Source organism: Enterococcus sp. DIV0703, from assembly GCF_051711065.1.
Taxonomy (GTDB): domain Bacteria; phylum Bacillota; class Bacilli; order Lactobacillales; family Enterococcaceae; genus Enterococcus_B; species Enterococcus_B hirae.
Window position 1 is genome coordinate 1,058,809 of the sequence record NZ_JBIOLX010000001.1, and the last position, 19,237, is coordinate 1,078,045.

Sequence of the window (19,237 nt, forward strand, 5' to 3'; positions counted from 1 at the left end):
TTTGTATGCCAAAAAGAAAGATGAAACTCACTCCAGAAAAACGAGTAGAACTAGGAGAGAGCTATATTCGCTTAAATAACTTAGTCTGTGGTTTAAGATAAGTGAATCCTTCTCCTTCGACCTCATGGACATTGATAATCGATAGAAAGGCTTTTTCATCGATTTCATGGACGATTCGTTTCACTTCATTCAATTCACTCGAACTAACCACCATATAGATAATTTTTTTAGAATGACCAGAAAACCCACCTTCACCACTTAAAAAAGTAACGCCACGTTCTAATCCAGTCATCAACAGTGGGGCAATTTCTTCATTTTTGTTTGAGACGACTAAAATCCCTTTAGCTGAGTAACCGCCATCTAAGATTGAATCAATGACACGGCTGAAAACATAAGAAACAATTAACGTATACATCATGCGTTTCAAGTCAATGTAAGTCAATGAAGCCAACAAAACGATAACATCTAATACCAGTAAAGATCGACCCATTGAGATCCCATAATTCTTTTCTAATATACGAGCAATGATATCACTTCCACCGGTAGTTCCACCCATCCGATAGACCAGACCACTTCCAGTTCCGGCAATTAAGCCAGCCAATAATGAGACGATCAGTAAGTCATGTTGAAGATTGATTTGTAAAGGAACACGTTGCCAAATCCATAAAAATGCAGACAACGAAACTGTTCCCAAGACGGTATAAGCGAGTGAACGTTTTCCTAAAATTTTTCCACCAATCAAAATCAAAGGTATATTGATCAATAGCGTAGAGTAGGCAGGATCAATCCCAAAAAGTGCGCGTAAGATCAAAGTGATCCCTGAAACGCCACCTTCTGCTAAATGATTCGCAATATTTAAATAAACGAGTCCAAACGCATAAATACTTGTACCAACCATAATCATTACGACTTCTTTAACTGTTTTCATTGAGATCATCAAACCACTCCTTCGATAAACCGACTAATATTTTCGCAATATTTCATTCTTTTTACATCACATTACTCAATGTAGCACGTAATCTTTATTTTCTCAATCGCTCTTGCCTAGGATTTGGACGTAGTTTTTGGTAAGATAAATAGGAAAGGTGGAGAAGAAATGACAAAAGAACGTTCTTTAAGAAGTATGCAACAGGAAGTAGATGACTATATCCAACAGTTTAAAGTAGGCTATTTTTCTCCATTAGCTCAAATGGCACGCTTAACAGAAGAAGTCGGGGAGCTGGCTCGAGAAGTCAATCATACATACGGTGAAAAAGCGAAGAAAGAAACGGAGCCCAACAATTCTGTAGCAGAAGAATTAGGTGATGTTTTATTTGTCACTATGATCATGGCAAATTCCCTGGAAATCGATTTAACGGATGTATTTGAAAAAAATATGGAAAAATTTAATCGCAGAGATCACAATCGCTTTGAAAGAAAAGAAGCAAATAAGGATGATAAAAAAGCGTAAGCCATCAAGTTGGAAGAGGGAAAACAATGAAACTAAAACAATTACCAAGAGAATACCAAAAAGCGATTCCTGTCTTGAATAAATTGGAGCAAGCGGGTTTTGAAGCTTATTTTGTCGGGGGAAGCGTCAGAGATATCTTGTTGGATCAACCCATCCATGATGTAGATATCGCAACAAGTGCATTCCCAGAAGAAATCAAACAACTTTTTCCGAAAACCATTGATATCGGCATTGAACATGGCACCGTTTTGGTCTTGGCTGAAGAGGAACAATATGAAATCACGACCTTTCGGACAGAATCGACCTATCAAGATTATCGCCGTCCAGATCATGTCGAATTTGTCCGTTCACTTGAAGAGGATCTAAAAAGACGTGATTTTACGATCAATGCATTTGCATTAAAAGAAGATGGTCAAATCATTGATTTATTTGACGGGTTAGCTGATTTAGAAAACCAGATCCTTCGAGCAGTAGGCGATCCACAGGAACGGTTTCATGAAGATGCTTTGCGTATGATGCGTGGGATTCGATTTGTTAGTCAAATTGGGTTTACACTCGAGCAAGAAACGGCTGCGGCCATTCAGGCCAACCATTCATTATTAGGAAAAATTTCTGTCGAACGGATTAATGTGGAATTCATCAAAATGTTATTAGGGAAAGAGCGTTCTACAGGGTTGAAAACATTCGTTGAAACGCAATGTTATATTTATTGTCCAGGTTTAAGAGACTATGGTGAAGCCTTGTTACGTTTTGCCGATTTACCAGATGAACCATTGCAAACTGAAAGTCAGGCGTGGGCGTTGCTGATCGATCAGTTAGGGCTTCAAGAAAGTGAGATCCGACCTTTCTTAAAGGAATGGAAATGTTCCAACCAAATGATTCGAGAAGTTCAAATGATCGTTTATGGATTGACTCAACGCAAAAGACAGATGTTAGAACCATTGGTACTCTATCGTTTGGGGAAAGAGAACGCTTTGAAGACAGAGGAACTTATGATTTATTTTGGTGAAACACCTCAACTAGATCAAGTAGCAAAGCGCTATGATCAATTACCGATCACATCCATGCGAGAATTAGCAATTGATGGGAAGAAACTTCTTAGTGTAAGTGACAAGAAACCTGGGAAATGGGTCAGTGATGCACTTCAAGCTGCAGAAAGAGCAGTGGTAGAGGGAAGTGTAGCAAATGAAGCAAGTGCCCTTTTTGATTATCTCCAGCAAAATAACCATTTATAGATTTCGATGAATGTCGAAGTCGCGCTTTAATAGAGATTCTGAAAGAAGCAATCAGCTCTGAGTAATAAGTGAGGAATTTAAAAACTTCTCCTATTAAGAAAATCCTCGCTTATTGCTGGAGAGTTGCTTCCGGATTTTTTTGTCAATAGTGGAACGCTTCTAAAGTTTCACATCTTTAAAAAAAACTTTAGATGTGACCTTCACGTGGGATGTGTGCTAAACTAAAAGGGAACCAGAATAAATGACGTCAAAAGGGGATTTTTTTATGAGTAAAGAAATGACAGCGCTAAAATTTTATTTCCGAAACGGCGAAACGTGGACGATCAATCGTCGCCATATTGGTGATTTGTGGATCAAACAAATAACAACGAGTTTTGGACGAATCAATGGTAGTGAATTTATGGAAATCCATCCTTGTGCTGGATTTAAGATCGAAATTTTTCACGAAGGTGATTCCGTAGCAACTCACGACATCAACTTAGGTGGATTAGAGATGGGCATGTTCAACCGTGCATTAAAATATGAAGATATTGAACGGATGGAGATTCTTTATCGCAATGGTACACCTGACCTAGTTTATTTCCCTTATCTTGATAAAGGAACAGAAGGATTGGATAATCAATACCAATCAACTAAAATCAGTGAAAAAACAGGTAATTTATACATCGTGATCAATCCGGATCAACGTGTTGAAGATATCTATGGCGAGTTTTTTGAATAAAACCAAAGTTTAATGGATAGCTGAGAAAGGAGCGGAAATGGTTTCCCAGCTCCTTTTTTGGTGTGTTTTCCGCACTTGATATTTTCTTCCATTTGGAATAGAATGAGTTTCTGAAATTCAAGCAAACTTATTCTTTGAATCCAGCTGAACTTGTCTAATAAAGGGGAATCCTTTTCCTTTTAACGTTCAGTGTTTCATGAAGATCAAGTTTGCATTTAGGAGATCTTAAAAATGAGGAAGAGCTTTGAAGAACAAAAGAAACTGTTGCATGATCGTTATGGTGCGTTTTCAATGGAAGATCGTCGGCAAATCCTTTGTAAGCTGCGGAAGAAAAATATCATCATGTATCGTCAGCTTGAGCGATTGAAACATGATTTGCTACGTTTAGAATCAAAGCGAGTACAGTGTGAATTAGAAGGAAACAATGTACAAGCAGAAGTGGTAGAAAACAAAATATTGAAGAAAAAAGAACAATTTCTAAAGGTACTCGCTCAAAATAAAAAATAAAGGGGACGGACCATGGAATTTGCTGAGTTAGTGATCGTATTTGCTGTAACGATCACCTTATCTAATATAGCTAGCCGCATTTTACCTATGATCCCAGCTCCACTGATCCAAATATTTCTTGGTATCATCTTAGGCGTAACAGAATGGGGCCAATCGATCAACTTTGAACCAGAACTCTTTCTAGTGATGATCATTGCGCCGTTGCTTTTTCGTGAAGGAGAAAAAGCCGATGTATCCTCGATCCTGAAAAACTTTGATACGATTTTATTTCTGGCTTTTGGAGGGGTAATCCTGACATTAGTCGGGGTTGGTTTCACGTTGTCGTTTTTATTACCCAGCGTGCCATTAGCTGCTTGTTTTGCTTTTGGAGCGGCTCTTGGACCAACCGATGCTGTCGCTGTCAGCTCGCTCTCTGGACGGGTGAATATCCCAAATAAAGCGATGCATATTTTAGAAGGCGAAGGATTATTGAATGATGCTTCAGGTGTTACCGCCTTTCAATTTGCATTAGCTGCATTGATCACGGGCTCTTTTTCTGCAGTCAACGCAGGATTTACACTTGTGTTTTCTAGTATAGGAGGAGCCGTCGTTGGCTTTTTACTTGTCTGGGTCAAACGAAAAGTAATTAATCTGATTGAGAAGGCTTCTGCCAGAGATGTGACAGGTTACTTGTTAATTGAATTGCTATTACCATTTTTAGCGTATGTTTTAGCAGAAGTATTTGATGTTTCAGGGATTATTGCCGCAGTAGTAGCTGGGGTATTGCAAGCTTCGGGATTTAGAAAAATCTCGGTGTTTGATGCGGAGTTATCAAGTTTGTCCGATAGTACATGGACAACAATCACATTTACGCTGAATGCGTTAGTTTTTATCTTTTTAGGAATCGAATTAACCCAAGTATTTTCTCCAGTTTGGGGAGATGGGCTTTATTCAAACTGGTTGCTGTTAATCACGATTTTGTTGATCTCAATGATCTTATTTATGATTCGCTTTGTTTCGATCAGTCTTTTTTATTTATTTAAATATAAAGGAAAAGAATTCAAGGAACAATTGAATGAGATTTTGATTTTAACTTTTGGTGGTGTGAAAGGAACGGTTAGTTTAGCAACGATTTTCATCTTACCTTTTACGATTAACCAAATGATTTTTTATCAGCGCTCTTTATTATTATTTTTGACGGCAGGAGTTATTTTGGTAACGCTGATCGTAGGCATCGTGGTTTTACCCCTGTTGACAGAAACGGAAGAGGTAGTGAAAACAGATTTGAATGCTTTAATGATCCTAGAAGAAGTCATTGAAGTATTGAAATCTGAAATCAAAACGTTAGATAAAGATTCAAAAGAATATTTAGCAACTGAAGCAGTGATCGAAAACTATCAAGAGCGTATCCGTGATCTTTATTTAAAAGATCTTTCTGATGATGAAAAGCAAGAAGTACAAGAAATTCAAGCATTGATTTTATCCATCGAACGTGATGGATTAGATAAAAGTTATCGTTCTGGTAAGCTTTCCTCAAATGGCTATCGTTTTTATTCACGATTTCTTGCTAATTTTGAACACTCTATTACTAGTCAGGTACTGTCGTTTGTCGGCTTCTGGTTTATTTTTGTTCGACGGTTGATTCGGATCATCTTACATCCCAAAATGTTCTGGCAACGACAAAAATCAGATCGAAAGACACTGATTTCCGAAAAAGATATTCAAGAAATTCGGGAAACCTATCAAAAAAACACACAATTGATCATTGAGAGTTTAGAAAACCTAACCGATGTTTATGATGAAACAATGGTCAACTTTTTCATCCAACAACGAAAAATGGAAGGCATCAAAATGGCTTCAGGAAATTTGATCTCCTCTTGGATGATCCAACAAGACAGTCTTTATTCCAAAAAAATGTTGCGTGGCTATTACTTAGAGCGCAAAATCGTTGATGAGTATGAAGAAGCTGAGAAGATCACGACTTTTTCTGCTAATAGTTATCGGAAAAATATTAATTTACTGGAATCCTATACTATGAATAAGCCAGTTGATGATTTTTCATTTAAATTCGCATTGCGGGCAAGAAAACGTTCGCTTCCGGCTAAAAAAGTTGAGTAAGTGCTCAGCGTGATCAAATCTGGGTCAGAATGAACCTCATTCTGTCTCAGATTTTTTGTTATTTCACGTTGATTCATTGATGGTATGAATGATAACCTATGGTATAGTTTACTCTTGCAGCAAAAAGGCATACCAGTAAGTTTGTCCTTAGGTAGAGTCCAAACCCCAACAACATCTATGATCTACCAATTGCAAGAAAAGATCAGGAACGTCAAGAAAAACCTTACTTTGAAGGAAAAGCCCAGATAATCGCTTAAAACGGAGAGTTTTGTGTCAAGCTTGATCCGAATGAAACTCAAACCACACAAACCACACAAGAAGCATTTGAAGCGTATTTAAAAGAAAATAGCTTTCAATTAGCAAACAGCTTTAGTGATAGTAGAAGAGACTGAGATAAGTTTTGTCCCAGTCTCACAAATGACAATAGATTCTTCAATTTAATTAGCTAACTAGTTTTAGGCCAATCACAGAAAATAAAATAATAATCATGGAAGCAAATTGCAGCCAGTTCATTTTTTCTTTAAATAAAAATACTCCAAGAATCATTGAACCAATGGAACCAAAAGCTACCCAAATACTATAGCTAACCCCAGCTTCTAATGTATTCATTGAATGCGATAAAAGTAGTAAACTAGAGGATGCAGAAATAATAGTTATAATACTCCAATTTATTTTTTTAAATCCGTGTGAATTTTTAAGAGAAAAGACCATTATGATCTCTGCTATTCCTGCTAGTATAAGATAAAGTATATCCACAGATTATTCCTCCTTTGTTGTGATTTTTAGACCCAAAATTCCTATAACTAATAATGCAGAAAACAATATTTTTTGCACAGATACACTTTCATTCAGAAATAAAATACCAAAAATGATTGTTCCAACTGCACCTATTCCAGTAAACACTGTATATGCTGCTCCAGTAGGTAAGCTTTCCATACCTTTAGCAAATAAATAAAAGCTAATAACAACGAGCAAAATCGTCAAAATGGAATAGAAAAAATGATGGAAATTCTCTGATTTTTTTAAACAAAGTACCCAAAAAATTTCTAAAAAACCTCCGAAGATAACGTAAAACCAGTTCTTCTCCATTTCGTACCTCCTTAAGAAAAATTAGATATCAGAAAACAAAAAAGGGATTGGATAAGAGTAATCTTATCCAATCCCTTAGGATCCTCCGATATTCGAAAAAAATTGTAATATATTTTTCTATTAATGTAAAGATGATATTTCTTCTAGTCTCGAAAAATCAAGTAAAGTATACTATGTTGGACTTCCACATTATAAAATCAATAGGATAAATGACAGTTATTTTTCAAGATTTTCTTCACCTTTCTAATCGTTGTAAACTGATAGAAGCATCGTTCTTAACGTTTATCCTTTATTTAATGACATAATTCATTGATTGTCCATCAGACTATCACTATAAAAAATAAATTCAAAAATCATCAAAAAAAAGTAAAATAGAAAAATTTTTTTAGTTAATATTAAAACTTAGATAATCATTCAAGGAGTTGTTAGACATTGAAATTAGTTGACTTAAGTATCACTATAGAAAATGATTTGCCCAGTGATCCAGAGGAAATGATACCTAAAATTTCATACATTGATCATGAACAAAGCGTCAACGATATGCTTCGTTTCTTTGGAACAGCAAAAAAAGAACACTTGCCTGCTGGTTTAGCATGGGCGATCGAAAAAATTCACTTGACTACGCATTCAGGTACTCATTTAGATGCTCCTTATCACTACCATCCAACAATGGATAAAGGTAAGCCAGCTTGGACAATTGAGCAAATTCCTCTTGATTGGTGTTACGGTAATGGTGTTGTATTTGATTTTTCAAACAAACCAGACGGATATCGATTAGAAATCGAGGATTTTAAAGAAGCTTTAGATGCGATGGACTATCGATTAAAAGAAAAGGACATTGTTTTAATTCGGACTGGAGCGGATCAATATTGGGGAACATCAAATTACTTAATCAGTGGGTGCGGTGTAGGAAGAGAAGCAACTTTATGGCTACTCGAACAAGGAATAAAAGTGGTAGGTACCGATGCTTGGTCATGGGACAGACCTTTACCATTCATTGCAAAAGAATTTGATAAGACCGGAGACCCTTCACTTATTTGGGAAGGGCATTTTGCAGGAATCGAGAAATCTTATTGTCAGCTTGAAAAATTAACCAGTCTTGATCAATTACCTTCCACTGGGTTTAAAATCAGTTGTTATCCGATAAAAATTAAAAATGCTAGTGCTGGTTGGGTTAGAGCAGTAGCTATAATCGAATAATTAACATCTTTCTAATTATTTTTTATAATAGGAACGTTATAGATAGTCAAAACATAAAATTTTTTTATTTTATAGATACAAAAAAAGCACACTCCTTTGATTTTTGTTTAGGCACTTTAATCATACAAGGTTGTGTGCTTTTTGTGTACCTTAAAAAAATGAGGCAATAATCAGATTTTTTTAACTATTATCCCACTCTAATGAAAAAATCAACACTATCTTATTTTCTCCCTTTATTTTGTCTAAGATGACAATAGAAAAATATCCGTAATTAAATTATTTTATGATACAATAACCAAGATGAGGAGGGAATGGATTGAAAGAATTAAAAGTAACTGACCTCAATAAAACGTATGGTGAAAAAGAACTATTTAACCAGATTTCTTTTTTGATCCACGAAAAAGACCGAATCGGTTTGATTGGAACTAATGGAACTGGAAAAACAAGTTTATTAAATATTTTAGCAGGTATCGACAGTGGGGATGGAGATCGACCAACAGTTTTTTATCCGAATGATTATCGAATTGGATATTTGTCACAGACAACCGAATTTTCTGATGAATTGACTGTACTTCAAGCGGTTTTTCAAGGAAATAGTCCATTAATCCGTACCGTGAGAGAATATGAGGAAGCTTTGCTTGTATTAGCTGAGAATGGCGAGGACGAGAGCGTTCAGAGACGTTATGCCAAGGCAGAAGAACAAATGAACAAAGAAGATGCTTGGACCACAGATACAAATGCTAAGATTATCTTACAAAAATTAGGCATCAGTGAATTAGATAAAAAGATTGGCGCACTATCAGGTGGACAAAAAAAACGTGTAAGTTTAGCACAAGTCCTAATCGATGAGCCTGATTTATTATTATTAGATGAACCCACGAACCACTTGGATTATGAAGCGATTGAATGGTTAGAAAATTACTTAAAACAGTATCGTGGATCGTTATTAATGGTCACCCATGATCGTTATTTCTTGGATCGAGTGACGAATCGCATTTTTGAACTATCATTTGGACAACTACACGAGTATCGAGGGAATTATGAAGCGTATATTTTAGAAAAAGCTGAAAGAGATCGTGTGGAAGTGGAACAAGAAGAAAAACGAAAGCGCCTGTACAAACAAGAATTAGCCTGGATGAGAGCTGGAGTTCAAGCACGCGGAACGAAGCAACAAGCACGCATCAATCGTTTTGAGGATCTTAAAGAAAACTTGTATCAAGTCAATCATGAAGCAGACCTCGAATTGAATATCGCAACGAAACGTTTAGGAAAAAAAGTATTAGAGATCAAAGATGGAACATATGCTATTGAAGGGAAATTGCTGATCAACCATTTAGATTTGTTGATTCAATCACGAGAACGTTTAGGGATCACTGGGAAAAATGGTGCCGGTAAATCAACCTTACTGAACATTTTAGCGGGACGTATTCCTTTAGATAATGGTACGTTTACGGTTGGTGAGACTGTTCGTATCGCCTACTATACACAAGAAAATGAAGAGATGAATCCCGAAAAACGCATGATTGCTTATTTGCAAGAAGCAGCTGAAGAAGCTCAAACGGCAGAAGGTATGCAAATTGGTGTGGCTGAATTATTGGAAAGATTTTTATTTCCTCGATTTATGCATGGCACATTGATCAAAAAATTATCTGGTGGCGAAAAACGTCGACTATATCTATTGAAATTGCTGATCCAACAACCTAATGTTTTACTCTTGGATGAACCAACGAATGATTTAGATATCGCCACACTGACCATTTTAGAAGATTATTTTAAGAGTTTCCCAGGTGCCGTGATTACTGTATCACATGACCGTTATTTCTTAGACAAAGTAGCAGAAAAATTATTAGTTTTTCAAGGAAATGCTAAGCAAGAATTATATTATGGGGATATGTCGAGTTATTTATTGACACAAAAAGATGTAGCGCCTTTAGGTAAAGAAAAAATGAATGAACCAACGAAGCCGGCTGCTGACGATAAAAAGGTAACAAAAAAGAAACTTTCTTATTTAGAGCAAAAAGAATGGGAAACGATCGAAGATGAAATTGCTGAATTAGAAGAACAGATTTCAGAGCTGCAAGAAGAAATGAATCATCAAGGAGATAACTTTACTCGTTTACAAGAATTACAAGCAAACGTTTCACAAGCAGAAAGCAAATTAGATGAGAAAATGGCTCGTTGGGAATACTTAAGCGAATGGGTAGAAGACTAGGAGGAAAAAAATGGAGCAAGCATATCTTGATTTAGGCAGGAAACTACTAGAAGAAGGACATGAAAAAGGCGACCGAACAGGCACCGGTACACGCAGCATTTTTGGCTATCAAATGCGGTTCGACCTACAAAAAGGATTTCCATTATTAACAACGAAACGGGTTCCTTTTGGGTTGATTAAGAGTGAATTGTTATGGTTTTTAAAAGGGGATACGAATATCCGTTATCTTTTACAAAATAACAATCATATCTGGGATGAATGGGCGTTTGAACGATATATCAAAAGTGATGAATACCATGGGCCAGATATGACTGATTTTGGCCATCGAAGCATCTCTGATCCTGAGTTTAATAAACAATATCAAGAACAAAGTCAGCTATTTTGTGAAAGAATTTTAACTGATGATGCATTTGCTGAAAAATATGGCGATTTAGGTCACATCTATGGGTACCAGTGGCGCCATTGGGAAACGAAAGATGGTGGGTTTATCGATCAAATCAAGGAAGTGGTCGAAGCAATCAAAAAAACACCTGATTCAAGACGTTTGATCGTGTCTGCTTGGAATCCAGAAGATGTTCCTAGTATGGCGTTACCGCCTTGCCACACGATGTTTCAATTTTATGTTCATGATGGTCGTTTAAGTTGTCAATTGTATCAACGGAGTGGTGATGTATTTCTAGGTGTGCCTTTCAATATTGCCAGTTATGCTTTGTTAACCCATCTGATTGCGCATGAAACTGGATTAGAAGTTGGTGAATTTATCCATACTTTAGGTGATGCTCATCTCTATTCAAATCATGTGGAACAAATGAAAGAACAACTTTCAAGAGAAATGCGTGCGTTTCCTAAATTAGTTTTAAATACAGAAAAAAAATCTGTGTTTGACTTTGAAATGGATGATATCAAGGTTGAAGGCTATGAACCTCATCCAGCAATCAAAGCGCCAATCGCAGTATGAACACAGAAAGGATGATGAAATGTTAGCTGCTATCTGGGCACAAGATGAAAATGGGTTGATCGGTAAAGAAGACCAACTGCCTTGGCGATTACCCAATGATCTGAAGTTTTTTAAACAAATGACTGAAGCGAATACTTTAGTTATGGGAAGAAAAACATTTGAAGGTATGGGAAGTCGTCCGTTACCTAACCGTCAAACAATCGTGATGACAAGAGATCGTGATTACCAAGCTGACAATGTCATGGTTATGCACGAGATTGAAGAAGTATTGGATTACGCAAAGGAAAACGATGGTATTTTGTTCGTTGCGGGAGGATCAGCTATTTATAAAGAATTTCTTCCTTTTTGTTCGGTGCTGTATCGCACAGTCATCCATCATTCTTTTACAGGGGATACTTATTTTCCAGAAGTTGATTGGGATCAATGGTCATTAATCAATATCAGCCAAGGGGAGATGGACGAAAAAAATCCTTATGCCCATCAATTTGAAACATATCAACGAAAAAGAAAATAAATAACCAATGAAAAAAGGTATTTCCTGAAAGCTTGTTTAGCACATTTTGGGAAATATCTTTTTTAATAAAGTTGAAATGATCAATACCACATCTTTGGATGAAAACGGAATCGTTCGTAGAGGTATTTAATGAAAAAACGTCTGTTGTCTGTTATACTTAAAAAAGAAATTGCCTTTATTAGTACTTGTTGTAAACCAAAAGGCATCTTGTTAAAGGAAGAGTGAGATAGTATGACAAATGTAAAAATCGTAACAGATTCTTCTTGTACAATGGAAAAAAGTGTGCGAGATAACTTAAATATCCAGGTGATGCCGCTAGCTATCATGATCGATGGCGTGGTCTATCCTGATGACGATCAATTAGGTGGAGAAAAATTCATGGATATGATGGCTCAAGCTAAATCATTACCAAAAACGAGTCAACCGCCAATCGGTGAATTTATTTCAACCTATGATCAACTTGGCGAAGATGGCAGTGAAGTTATCTCGATCCATATGACTAAAGGATTGAGTGGAACGGTTGAAGCGGCCCGTCAGGCAAGCAATCTGACTAAAACGAAAGTGACTGTCATCGATAGTGATACAACCGATCAGGGGCTGTCCTTCCAAGTGATCCGCGCTGCTGAACTTGCACAAGCAGGAAAAAGTGCTGATGAGATTCTTGAAGAAATAAAAAAAGTACAAGAAAATACAAAATTATATATTGGGATCTCTACATTAGATAACTTAGTCAAAGGTGGGCGCATTAGCCGAGCAACTGGTTTATTGTCAAGTGTATTGAACATACGTGCTGTGATGAATTTCACTCATGGAGAGTTGATCCCAGTTGCTAAGGGTCGAGGAAAGAAAACCTTTGACAAATGGTTCAATAATTTGAAGAAAGAATTAAAAGAACTACCAAATGTTCGTCAAATTGGGATCTCTCATGCAGATGCTCAAGAGCTTGCTCAAGAATTTAAAGAAGGACTACAAGAATTATTTCCTGATATGACGATTCCTGTTCTACACACGAATCCAGTTATTGCAACACATACGGGGAAAAATGCCTTTGCAATCATGTATTACGTTGACTAAATCAAGAGGATAAATCATTGGTCAGTTAGCCATTGATTTTATCCTTTTTTTCTTTATAATAATTCTTATTTTTTTCAGAAACACTACCTTTTTATTTTAATTTTTGATAACATAAGAAACAATCGAATAATATGAGGTGAATGATATGAAATTAACAAAACGACAACTATTGCTCGTTTTGTTCCCATTACTTATCGCTATATTTGTATATTTAGGACTATCTTTATCGATTCCAAAAGCTAAACCGCTATTAAAACCAGCAGCGACAGTTAGTCAAAAGACGGATCAAAAAGAAAAAATCCATTATGTAGCTATCGGCGATTCGTTAACTGAAGGAATAGGAGATCAAACGAAACAAGGTGGTTTTGTTCCATTAGTAGCCAACGATTTAAAAGATCGCTATGATCTGACTGCTGTTGAAATTGAAAACTATGGGGTAAACGGTGAACGGAGCGATCAAATTTTAAAACGGCTCAAGAAAAATTCAGAGATTCAAACAAACATTAAATCAGCTGACTTTATCACTTTGACAGTGGGCGGAAATGACTTAATGAAAGTGATTCAAAACGATCTATTTGGGATCAGTATCCAATCATTTAAGCGACCATTACAAAAGTATCAGAAAAATGTTGAACAACTGATTGAAGAAATTAGGAAGTTAAATGATCACGCACCGGTTTACATCTTAGGTATTTATAATCCATTCTATTTGAATTTCCCTGAGATTAAAGACATGCAGACGATTGTGAACAACTGGAATGCTGGAACTGAGTCTGTTGTCAAAAATGCGGACAACTGCTATTTTATCCCAATCAATGATTTGCTATATCAAGGGTTAAATCAAAAAGTTGGCGTAACTGAAGAAGGAACGAATCAGTCAAGTACTAGCGAAAGTACGTCAAATAGCAAAAATAATGTATTGTATGAAGAAGATCATTTTCATCCTAATAACTTAGGCTATCAATTGATGGCAAATGCTGTACGAGATGAATTAATTGAAACGCAAGACCAATGGTTGCCAAGGGAGGATCAGAAATAATGGAAAAACGCTCAAAAAAGGTTTCGACACAAACGAATACTGAAATTCAAAAGAAAAATTATTGGAAATGGGCTTTTTTGATTCTTTTAGGGGTTGTTCTTGGATCAAGCATCTTTTTAGGTACTCGGATTTTTGCGAATCGAGAACCGGATTTTGCTAAGGTGCCAGCGATCACCCAAAGACAAGGAGATCCAGTCTTGACCATCAACACCAATAAAGAAAAGGTCAATCAAATGATCAGTTTTTTCTTGACAGATTATCAAAAAGACCAAGGTATTCAATATAAATTTTATCTTGAAAATGAAGCGATGTTGAATGGTACGTTTGAAGTATTAGGATTTCCAATCAACTTTTATCTGTACTTTGATCCATATGTGATGGAAAATGGAAATGTCCAATTAAAAGCGAAAAGTCTTTCGATCGGCACATTGAGTCTACCGATCAAAGATATCATGAATATGATCAAGCGAAATTATAAGTTGCCTGATTGGATTGAAATCAATACGGATGATTTGACGATCATGCTACGTTTAGATCGCTTCCGTATGCAAAATGGTATGTACATCAAAGCAGATAAAATTGATTTAGTGAATGATGACATTCGTTTTAGTCTATATCTACCTAAAGAAACTGGTGAAAAGACAACGAGCAATAAAACGACAAAGAATACTGATACCACCGACACGAGTGTAACGAAGTAAACAGTGGGTCATTGATGGGAGAGAGAAGGATGGAAAGAGCAATTTTTGCTGGAGGATGCTTTTGGTGTATGATTCAGCCCTTTGATACGCTACCAGGGATTCATACGATCATGTCTGGCTATACAGGTGGACATGTGCCATCTCCAACCTATGAACAAGTCAAATCTAAAACGACTGGTCATACAGAAGCGGTAGAGATCATCTACGATCCAGAGAAAATATCATATCAAGAATTAGTGGAAATTTATTGGCAGCAAACCGATCCAACGGATGCATTTGGACAATTTGAAGATCGTGGCGAGAATTATCGGCCGGTTATTTACTTTACGACAAATGAACAGAAGAGAATCGCGGAAGAAAGTAAAAATCGATTAGCGGCTAGTGGTCGGTTTACAAAACCGATCGTGACCACGATTGAAAAAGCACAACCATTTTATTTGGCTGAGCCAGAGCATCAAGATTATTATAAAAAAAATCCTGAAAATTTTGAGCGAAACCATGCAAGAAGAGCGGCTTTCGTCAAAGAAAACTGGGAGGAAAGAATGTGAATCAAAGCTTCTATCATTATTTAATGACTCTTCGTGGCGGTAAACAAGCAGATCAACAGTCTGTTTTCGCCACAGAAGCAGGAAAAGATATCCAGTTTCCTAAACATAGTACGAGTTATGAAGAAATTTCCGATTATCTAGAATTGAATGTGGATTATTTGTCATCTATGGATATATTTGATGAGGTGTGGGAAAAATATTTAGAAAACAGCCATTGATTCTGCGTTTGTTTTCTTCATTTTTTAGAAAAGATCAAAAAGGAAACATCTAGTCGCATTTTTTGTTTTTTTTTTCTATAATAGAGAAAGAACGATAACCTTGAGAGTGGAATGATGGATATTGACAAAAAAACAACGCTATATCGACCGTTTTTGGCTTATAATCAAATATGTACTTTGCTCCATCTTGATCGCTTTTATTTTAAGAGGATTTCTTCTTATTCCAGTGCCAGTGGAAGGTAATTCGATGGAAAACGTCTTGAAACAAGGTGACATGGTTGTAATGGAAAAATTTTCTGAAATCAGACGGTTTGACGTAGTTGTTTTTCAATTGGCTGATGGAACGATTTATATCAAACGAGTGATCGGGTTGCCAGGAGAGACAATTAGCTATGAGAATGATCAGCTGAAAGTGAATGGAAAAGTGGTCGAAGAACCTTTTCTAACGAAAAATAGAAAGTCAGATCATGAAAGTAGTCCTTATACAACGGACTTTACTCTGGAAGAATTAACGAATAAGACAAAGCTGCCAGCCGACAGTTACTTTGTTTTAGGGGACAATCGACGTGTTTCGAAAGACAGTCGCTCCTTTGGTATGATTACAGGAAGCGAAATATTGGGTAAGGCTCGCTTTGTTTACTATCCTTTGAACGAGATAAAATGGATTGGGTAAAGAAAAGAGATCATTCAGGATGATTTCAAGGCGCTAATGCCACCGCTAATTTGTTTTAGAGTGAAGAGGGAAGCGACCTCCAAAAGTTAGATTTTCTGGTCTAACTTTTGGAGGTCGCTTTTTTACTTGATTAAAAGAGTACAATTAAGATATAAAATGAACTAATTTCTTGCCATTTTATGTTCTAAAAGAGATGATAGGAGAAAAAGTAAGAAGGGATAAAAGTGCGCTATCATATCATGGAAAGTTTAGATATTCGGAGAAATCTAGCAACAGAGGAATATCTTATGAACAGTTTTGACAGTGATGAACCTTTGTTTTTACTATATATTCAAAAACCTTGTGTGATTATTGGACGAAACCAAAATAGTTATGAAGAAATCGATCTCAAGTATTTAAGGGAAAAAAACGTGACACTCACTCGGCGAACCTCAGGTGGAGGAGCTGTATATGATGACTTAGGAAATCTAAGCTTTAGCTTTGTGACCAGCAAAAATGCAATGAAATTTGGTGAATATGAATCCATTACCTCGCCTATTATCACAGCATTAAGAAAAATGGGCGCAACCAAAGCAGAAGTTGGTGGACGTAATGATATGTATATCGAAGGAATGAAATTTTCTGGTAATGCCATGTATACGAAAAAAAATCGGTTATACTCACATGGTACATTAATGTATGATGTTGATTTGTCCGTTCTTGATAAAATTTTGACGGTTTCCAAAGAGAAAATTGAGTCTAAAGCAACGAAATCAGTAAAAAAAAGTGTGACGAATCTGAAACCATTTTTAAAAGAAAAATATCAATTTGAAAAAACCGCTGACTTTAGAGATGCACTGATTTGTGAAGTCTATCAGGTCGATGATCTGCAAGAAATTGAAGATAAAAGGATAGATTTGACGAAGAAAGATGAACAAAACATTGAACAAATCGTCCAGAATCGTTATGCTAATGATGATTGGGTCTATGGTGAAACACCAAGGTTTTCGGTGAAACGCAGAATCAGGCTCCCCAAAGTTGGAATTGTGGACGTCCGTTTGTCGACACTGCATGGGAGAATTAATGAGATTCGTTTTTATGGTGATTTTTTTGGGCAAAAAGATGTAAGTATTCTTGAACAACAATTACTTGGTCAAAAATTTATTTATGAAGAAATAAAAAACGCATTAAATGATATGACTGTTTCAGATTATATCTTTCATTTTAATAACGAAGATCTACTAGCACTACTATTTTAGTCAAACAAGCCAAAATAAGTGCATAGGAGACCAAGATAATTTATCTAAAAAAGCCTTCCATCTGTTTTTCTAATGGAGGGCTTTAAAAAATTTACATTTTCATCCAGACAGGCTCTAATGTATTTCCATCTAAATCTTGGACTTCAAGTGAAAACATTTCTTCTTCAGACATGCCCATATCGACTTCATGATAGCTTCCGCCATTTTCTTTCGCCGTATTCGCAAACTTTTTAACTTCATCCGCATTTGCTACACTAAAAGAAATCAAGGCGCCACTTGTTTTTTTATTATCTGCGATTTCTTTGTCTTTTAAGAATTTTTTGTAAAAACCGTGAGAGAGTAACATGATCCAAAATGTGTCGTCCCAAACCACAGCGCTTGCTTCGTCAGTTGAAAATTCTTCATTTTTCTTAAAGCCCAATTTTTCATAAAAAGCAACAGACTTGTCTACATCTTCAACGGGGAAATTAACAAAAACCATACTGTTCATTTGTACCTCTCCTTTCTTTTATCCTATCATCTATTAAAATATAAACGTTGTCAAAAGATGCGTGCTGAAAGAATTCTTCTTTACAGTTTTATAAACGTTCATTGAATATATTTATCGGCAGAATACTAGAAAAAACGATTAAACCCAATCGAATGTCGTTCATCATTAAAGACAGGAACATTCTTCATTTGAAGAAGCAGGGTACACCTGAATAGGGAGGAAGTATTGAAATGTGTACTATTTCTTGCAATCTTCTTGCGAAAAAGTGCAACCTCATGGAAAGGAATTGAATATGGTATGCGTACGGCTTAAACTGAGAGTATCAAAGCAAGGAGGAGAGAATTTGAGAATAAAATTTGGAATTGATAATCACATTGCACAGGATACAGTGAAGGTAACTACCCATTCTTCTTGCGAAAAAACGTGGGGGAGAATAAAAGAAGCTATTCTGACTACGGAGCAAACAATCGTAGTAATTGATGCAAAAACAAATAAGAAAGTTTCCAGGCTATTAAGTGATGTCTCCTCAATCGAGTCAAAAGAACAGATGTGTCATGTCGTTTTTACATCAAATGAGAGGTATCTATTAGCTGTACGGTTAAAAATAGTTGAGAAGCAATTTACAAGTTACGGATTTGTGCGGATCAACATTAGTACGCTGGTTAATCGATCTTTTATTAAAGCTTTTCGTTCTACGGATAATGCACGGGTTGAAATTGAAATGAAAAATGGTTCTAAATTTATTGTGAATCGTCACTATGTAAAAAAATTTAAGGAGATGTGGGTATGAGTAAACAGATAAAACATAATTTTTTTCAAACGTTCTCGTTAAGCAGCATCTGGTTGATATTTATAATAACAAGCTTCTTTGCGAAAGGACAGATGATCCATGTTTATTTTCTTTGGCACGTAATGGGTGTTAGTCTAGTTTGTGCATTAGTCTTTGGTGTGATGTATGATGTGCTTTGGAATCATCTTACGCTGAAACCAGTCAGTAATATTTTGATTGCGACTGTTGGAAATACAGTTGCGGGTTTAGCGATTTTCAATTTGCTTTCATTCAAACTGCCTTTGGCAATTTCACCAATTAATCTTTTGGCAATTTATCTTATTTTAAATTTGATCTTACACACCATTGCTTTTTATCTATACGCAAAAAATGAGAGCAAAAAGCAAGCAAGAGCGTTAAATAAAAAAATAAATAACTCAATCGATTAAACCTTAGAAAGCAAGTTGGAAGTTTTCCACTCATTTTTAACTGAAAAAGGATAAT

The 19,237-nt window shown here is 36.0% G+C and carries 22 protein-coding genes and 1 pseudogene; 19 read left to right on the forward strand and 4 right to left on the reverse strand.

The window, feature by feature from the left end; translation table 11 throughout:
- Positions 1-61: 61 nt before the first annotated feature.
- A complete protein-coding gene (locus tag IGK81_RS04805) occupies positions 62-937 on the reverse strand; it encodes a YitT family protein (RefSeq protein ID WP_034700281.1) in 876 nt (291 codons plus the stop codon).
- A gap of 159 nt (positions 938-1,096) precedes the next feature.
- Here IGK81_RS04805 and IGK81_RS04810 point away from each other — a divergent pair, with 159 nt between their 5' ends.
- The 6 genes and pseudogenes from IGK81_RS04810 to IGK81_RS04835 all read left to right on the forward strand — a co-directional run.
- Entirely contained in the window at positions 1,097-1,450 is a 354-nt protein-coding gene (locus IGK81_RS04810) for a nucleotide pyrophosphohydrolase (RefSeq protein WP_010719556.1), read from the forward strand.
- A gap of 26 nt (positions 1,451-1,476) precedes the next feature.
- Positions 1,477-2,685 (forward strand): CCA tRNA nucleotidyltransferase, encoded by a 1,209-nt coding sequence (locus IGK81_RS04815; RefSeq protein WP_034700283.1) that lies wholly within the window; start codon positions 1,477-1,479, stop codon positions 2,683-2,685.
- Between the two features lie 265 nt (positions 2,686-2,950).
- Complete coding sequence (locus IGK81_RS04820) at positions 2,951-3,406, forward strand: hypothetical protein (RefSeq protein ID WP_010751262.1); 456 nt, start codon at positions 2,951-2,953, stop codon at positions 3,404-3,406.
- Between the two features lie 231 nt (positions 3,407-3,637).
- Positions 3,638-3,913: a hypothetical protein gene (locus IGK81_RS04825; protein ID WP_010719553.1), complete on the forward strand. Its 276-nt coding sequence runs from the start codon at positions 3,638-3,640 to the stop codon at positions 3,911-3,913.
- Positions 3,914-3,925: 12 nt separating this feature from the next.
- Positions 3,926-6,010 carry a cation:proton antiporter gene (locus IGK81_RS04830; RefSeq protein ID WP_034700285.1) on the forward strand — a complete coding sequence of 695 codons (2,085 nt, stop codon included), beginning with the start codon at positions 3,926-3,928 and terminating at the stop codon, positions 6,008-6,010.
- A gap of 84 nt (positions 6,011-6,094) precedes the next feature.
- A pseudogene (locus tag IGK81_RS04835) lies at positions 6,095-6,369 on the forward strand (DNA topoisomerase); the annotation flags it as partial.
- Between the two features lie 82 nt (positions 6,370-6,451).
- Here IGK81_RS04835 and IGK81_RS04840 read toward each other — a convergent pair.
- Together IGK81_RS04840 and IGK81_RS04845 are read right to left on the reverse strand one after the other, a co-directional pair.
- Positions 6,452-6,766, reverse strand: coding sequence for a DMT family transporter (locus IGK81_RS04840; RefSeq protein WP_034700287.1), 315 nt, complete (start codon positions 6,764-6,766; stop codon positions 6,452-6,454).
- Between the two features lie 3 nt (positions 6,767-6,769).
- A complete protein-coding gene (locus IGK81_RS04845; protein ID WP_010737365.1) occupies positions 6,770-7,099 on the reverse strand; it encodes a DMT family transporter in 330 nt (109 codons plus the stop codon).
- A gap of 432 nt (positions 7,100-7,531) precedes the next feature.
- On the opposite strand from IGK81_RS04845, the gene IGK81_RS04850 reads away from it, so the two are divergent.
- From IGK81_RS04850 to IGK81_RS04900, 11 genes are all read left to right on the forward strand, one after another.
- Complete coding sequence (locus tag IGK81_RS04850) at positions 7,532-8,299, forward strand: cyclase family protein (RefSeq protein ID WP_010737366.1); 768 nt, start codon at positions 7,532-7,534, stop codon at positions 8,297-8,299.
- 316 nt (positions 8,300-8,615) lie between these two features.
- A complete protein-coding gene (locus IGK81_RS04855) occupies positions 8,616-10,511 on the forward strand; it encodes an ABC-F family ATP-binding cassette domain-containing protein (RefSeq protein WP_034700289.1) in 1,896 nt (631 codons plus the stop codon).
- A 10-nt stretch (positions 10,512-10,521) separates the two neighbouring features.
- The gene (locus IGK81_RS04860; protein WP_034700291.1) at positions 10,522-11,469 is read left to right on the forward strand and encodes a thymidylate synthase; all 948 of its coding nucleotides are present in this window, start codon (positions 10,522-10,524) and stop codon (positions 11,467-11,469) included.
- 19 nt (positions 11,470-11,488) lie between these two features.
- Complete coding sequence (locus IGK81_RS04865) at positions 11,489-11,983, forward strand: dihydrofolate reductase (protein ID WP_010719546.1); 495 nt, start codon at positions 11,489-11,491, stop codon at positions 11,981-11,983.
- Positions 11,984-12,214: 231 nt separating this feature from the next.
- On the forward strand, positions 12,215-13,057 hold the full coding sequence (locus IGK81_RS04870) for a DegV family protein (RefSeq protein WP_010719545.1): 843 nt from the start codon (positions 12,215-12,217) through the stop codon (positions 13,055-13,057).
- A gap of 145 nt (positions 13,058-13,202) precedes the next feature.
- Positions 13,203-14,096, forward strand: a complete 894-nt coding sequence (locus IGK81_RS04875; protein WP_034700292.1) for an SGNH/GDSL hydrolase family protein — start codon at positions 13,203-13,205, stop codon at positions 14,094-14,096.
- Positions 14,096-14,797: a YpmS family protein gene (locus IGK81_RS04880; RefSeq protein ID WP_010737370.1), complete on the forward strand. Its 702-nt coding sequence runs from the start codon at positions 14,096-14,098 to the stop codon at positions 14,795-14,797. Before IGK81_RS04875 ends, IGK81_RS04880 begins: the two co-directional genes overlap by 1 nt.
- 29 nt (positions 14,798-14,826) lie before the next feature.
- A complete protein-coding gene (msrA, locus tag IGK81_RS04885) occupies positions 14,827-15,345 on the forward strand; it encodes a peptide-methionine (S)-S-oxide reductase MsrA (protein WP_010737371.1) in 519 nt (172 codons plus the stop codon).
- Positions 15,342-15,563 carry a YozE family protein gene (locus IGK81_RS04890; protein WP_010719473.1) on the forward strand — a complete coding sequence of 74 codons (222 nt, stop codon included), beginning with the start codon at positions 15,342-15,344 and terminating at the stop codon, positions 15,561-15,563. The genes msrA and IGK81_RS04890 overlap by 4 nt, the downstream gene beginning before the upstream one ends.
- 121 nt (positions 15,564-15,684) lie before the next feature.
- Positions 15,685-16,236, forward strand: a complete 552-nt coding sequence (gene lepB, locus IGK81_RS04895; RefSeq protein ID WP_034700293.1) for a signal peptidase I — start codon at positions 15,685-15,687, stop codon at positions 16,234-16,236.
- A gap of 224 nt (positions 16,237-16,460) precedes the next feature.
- On the forward strand, positions 16,461-17,474 hold the full coding sequence (locus IGK81_RS04900) for a lipoate--protein ligase (RefSeq protein WP_034700294.1): 1,014 nt from the start codon (positions 16,461-16,463) through the stop codon (positions 17,472-17,474).
- Positions 17,475-17,565: 91 nt separating this feature from the next.
- Here the strand turns inward: IGK81_RS04900 and IGK81_RS04905 are convergent, their stop codons facing one another.
- A complete protein-coding gene (locus IGK81_RS04905; RefSeq protein WP_010737374.1) occupies positions 17,566-17,964 on the reverse strand; it encodes a VOC family protein in 399 nt (132 codons plus the stop codon).
- A gap of 343 nt (positions 17,965-18,307) precedes the next feature.
- Here IGK81_RS04905 and IGK81_RS04910 point away from each other — a divergent pair, with 343 nt between their 5' ends.
- Positions 18,308-18,754: a LytTR family DNA-binding domain-containing protein gene (locus IGK81_RS04910; RefSeq protein WP_034700296.1), complete on the forward strand. Its 447-nt coding sequence runs from the start codon at positions 18,308-18,310 to the stop codon at positions 18,752-18,754.
- On the forward strand, positions 18,751-19,182 hold the full coding sequence (locus IGK81_RS04915) for a hypothetical protein (RefSeq protein WP_010737376.1): 432 nt from the start codon (positions 18,751-18,753) through the stop codon (positions 19,180-19,182). Before IGK81_RS04910 ends, IGK81_RS04915 begins: the two co-directional genes overlap by 4 nt.
- Positions 19,183-19,237 lie beyond the last annotated feature (55 nt).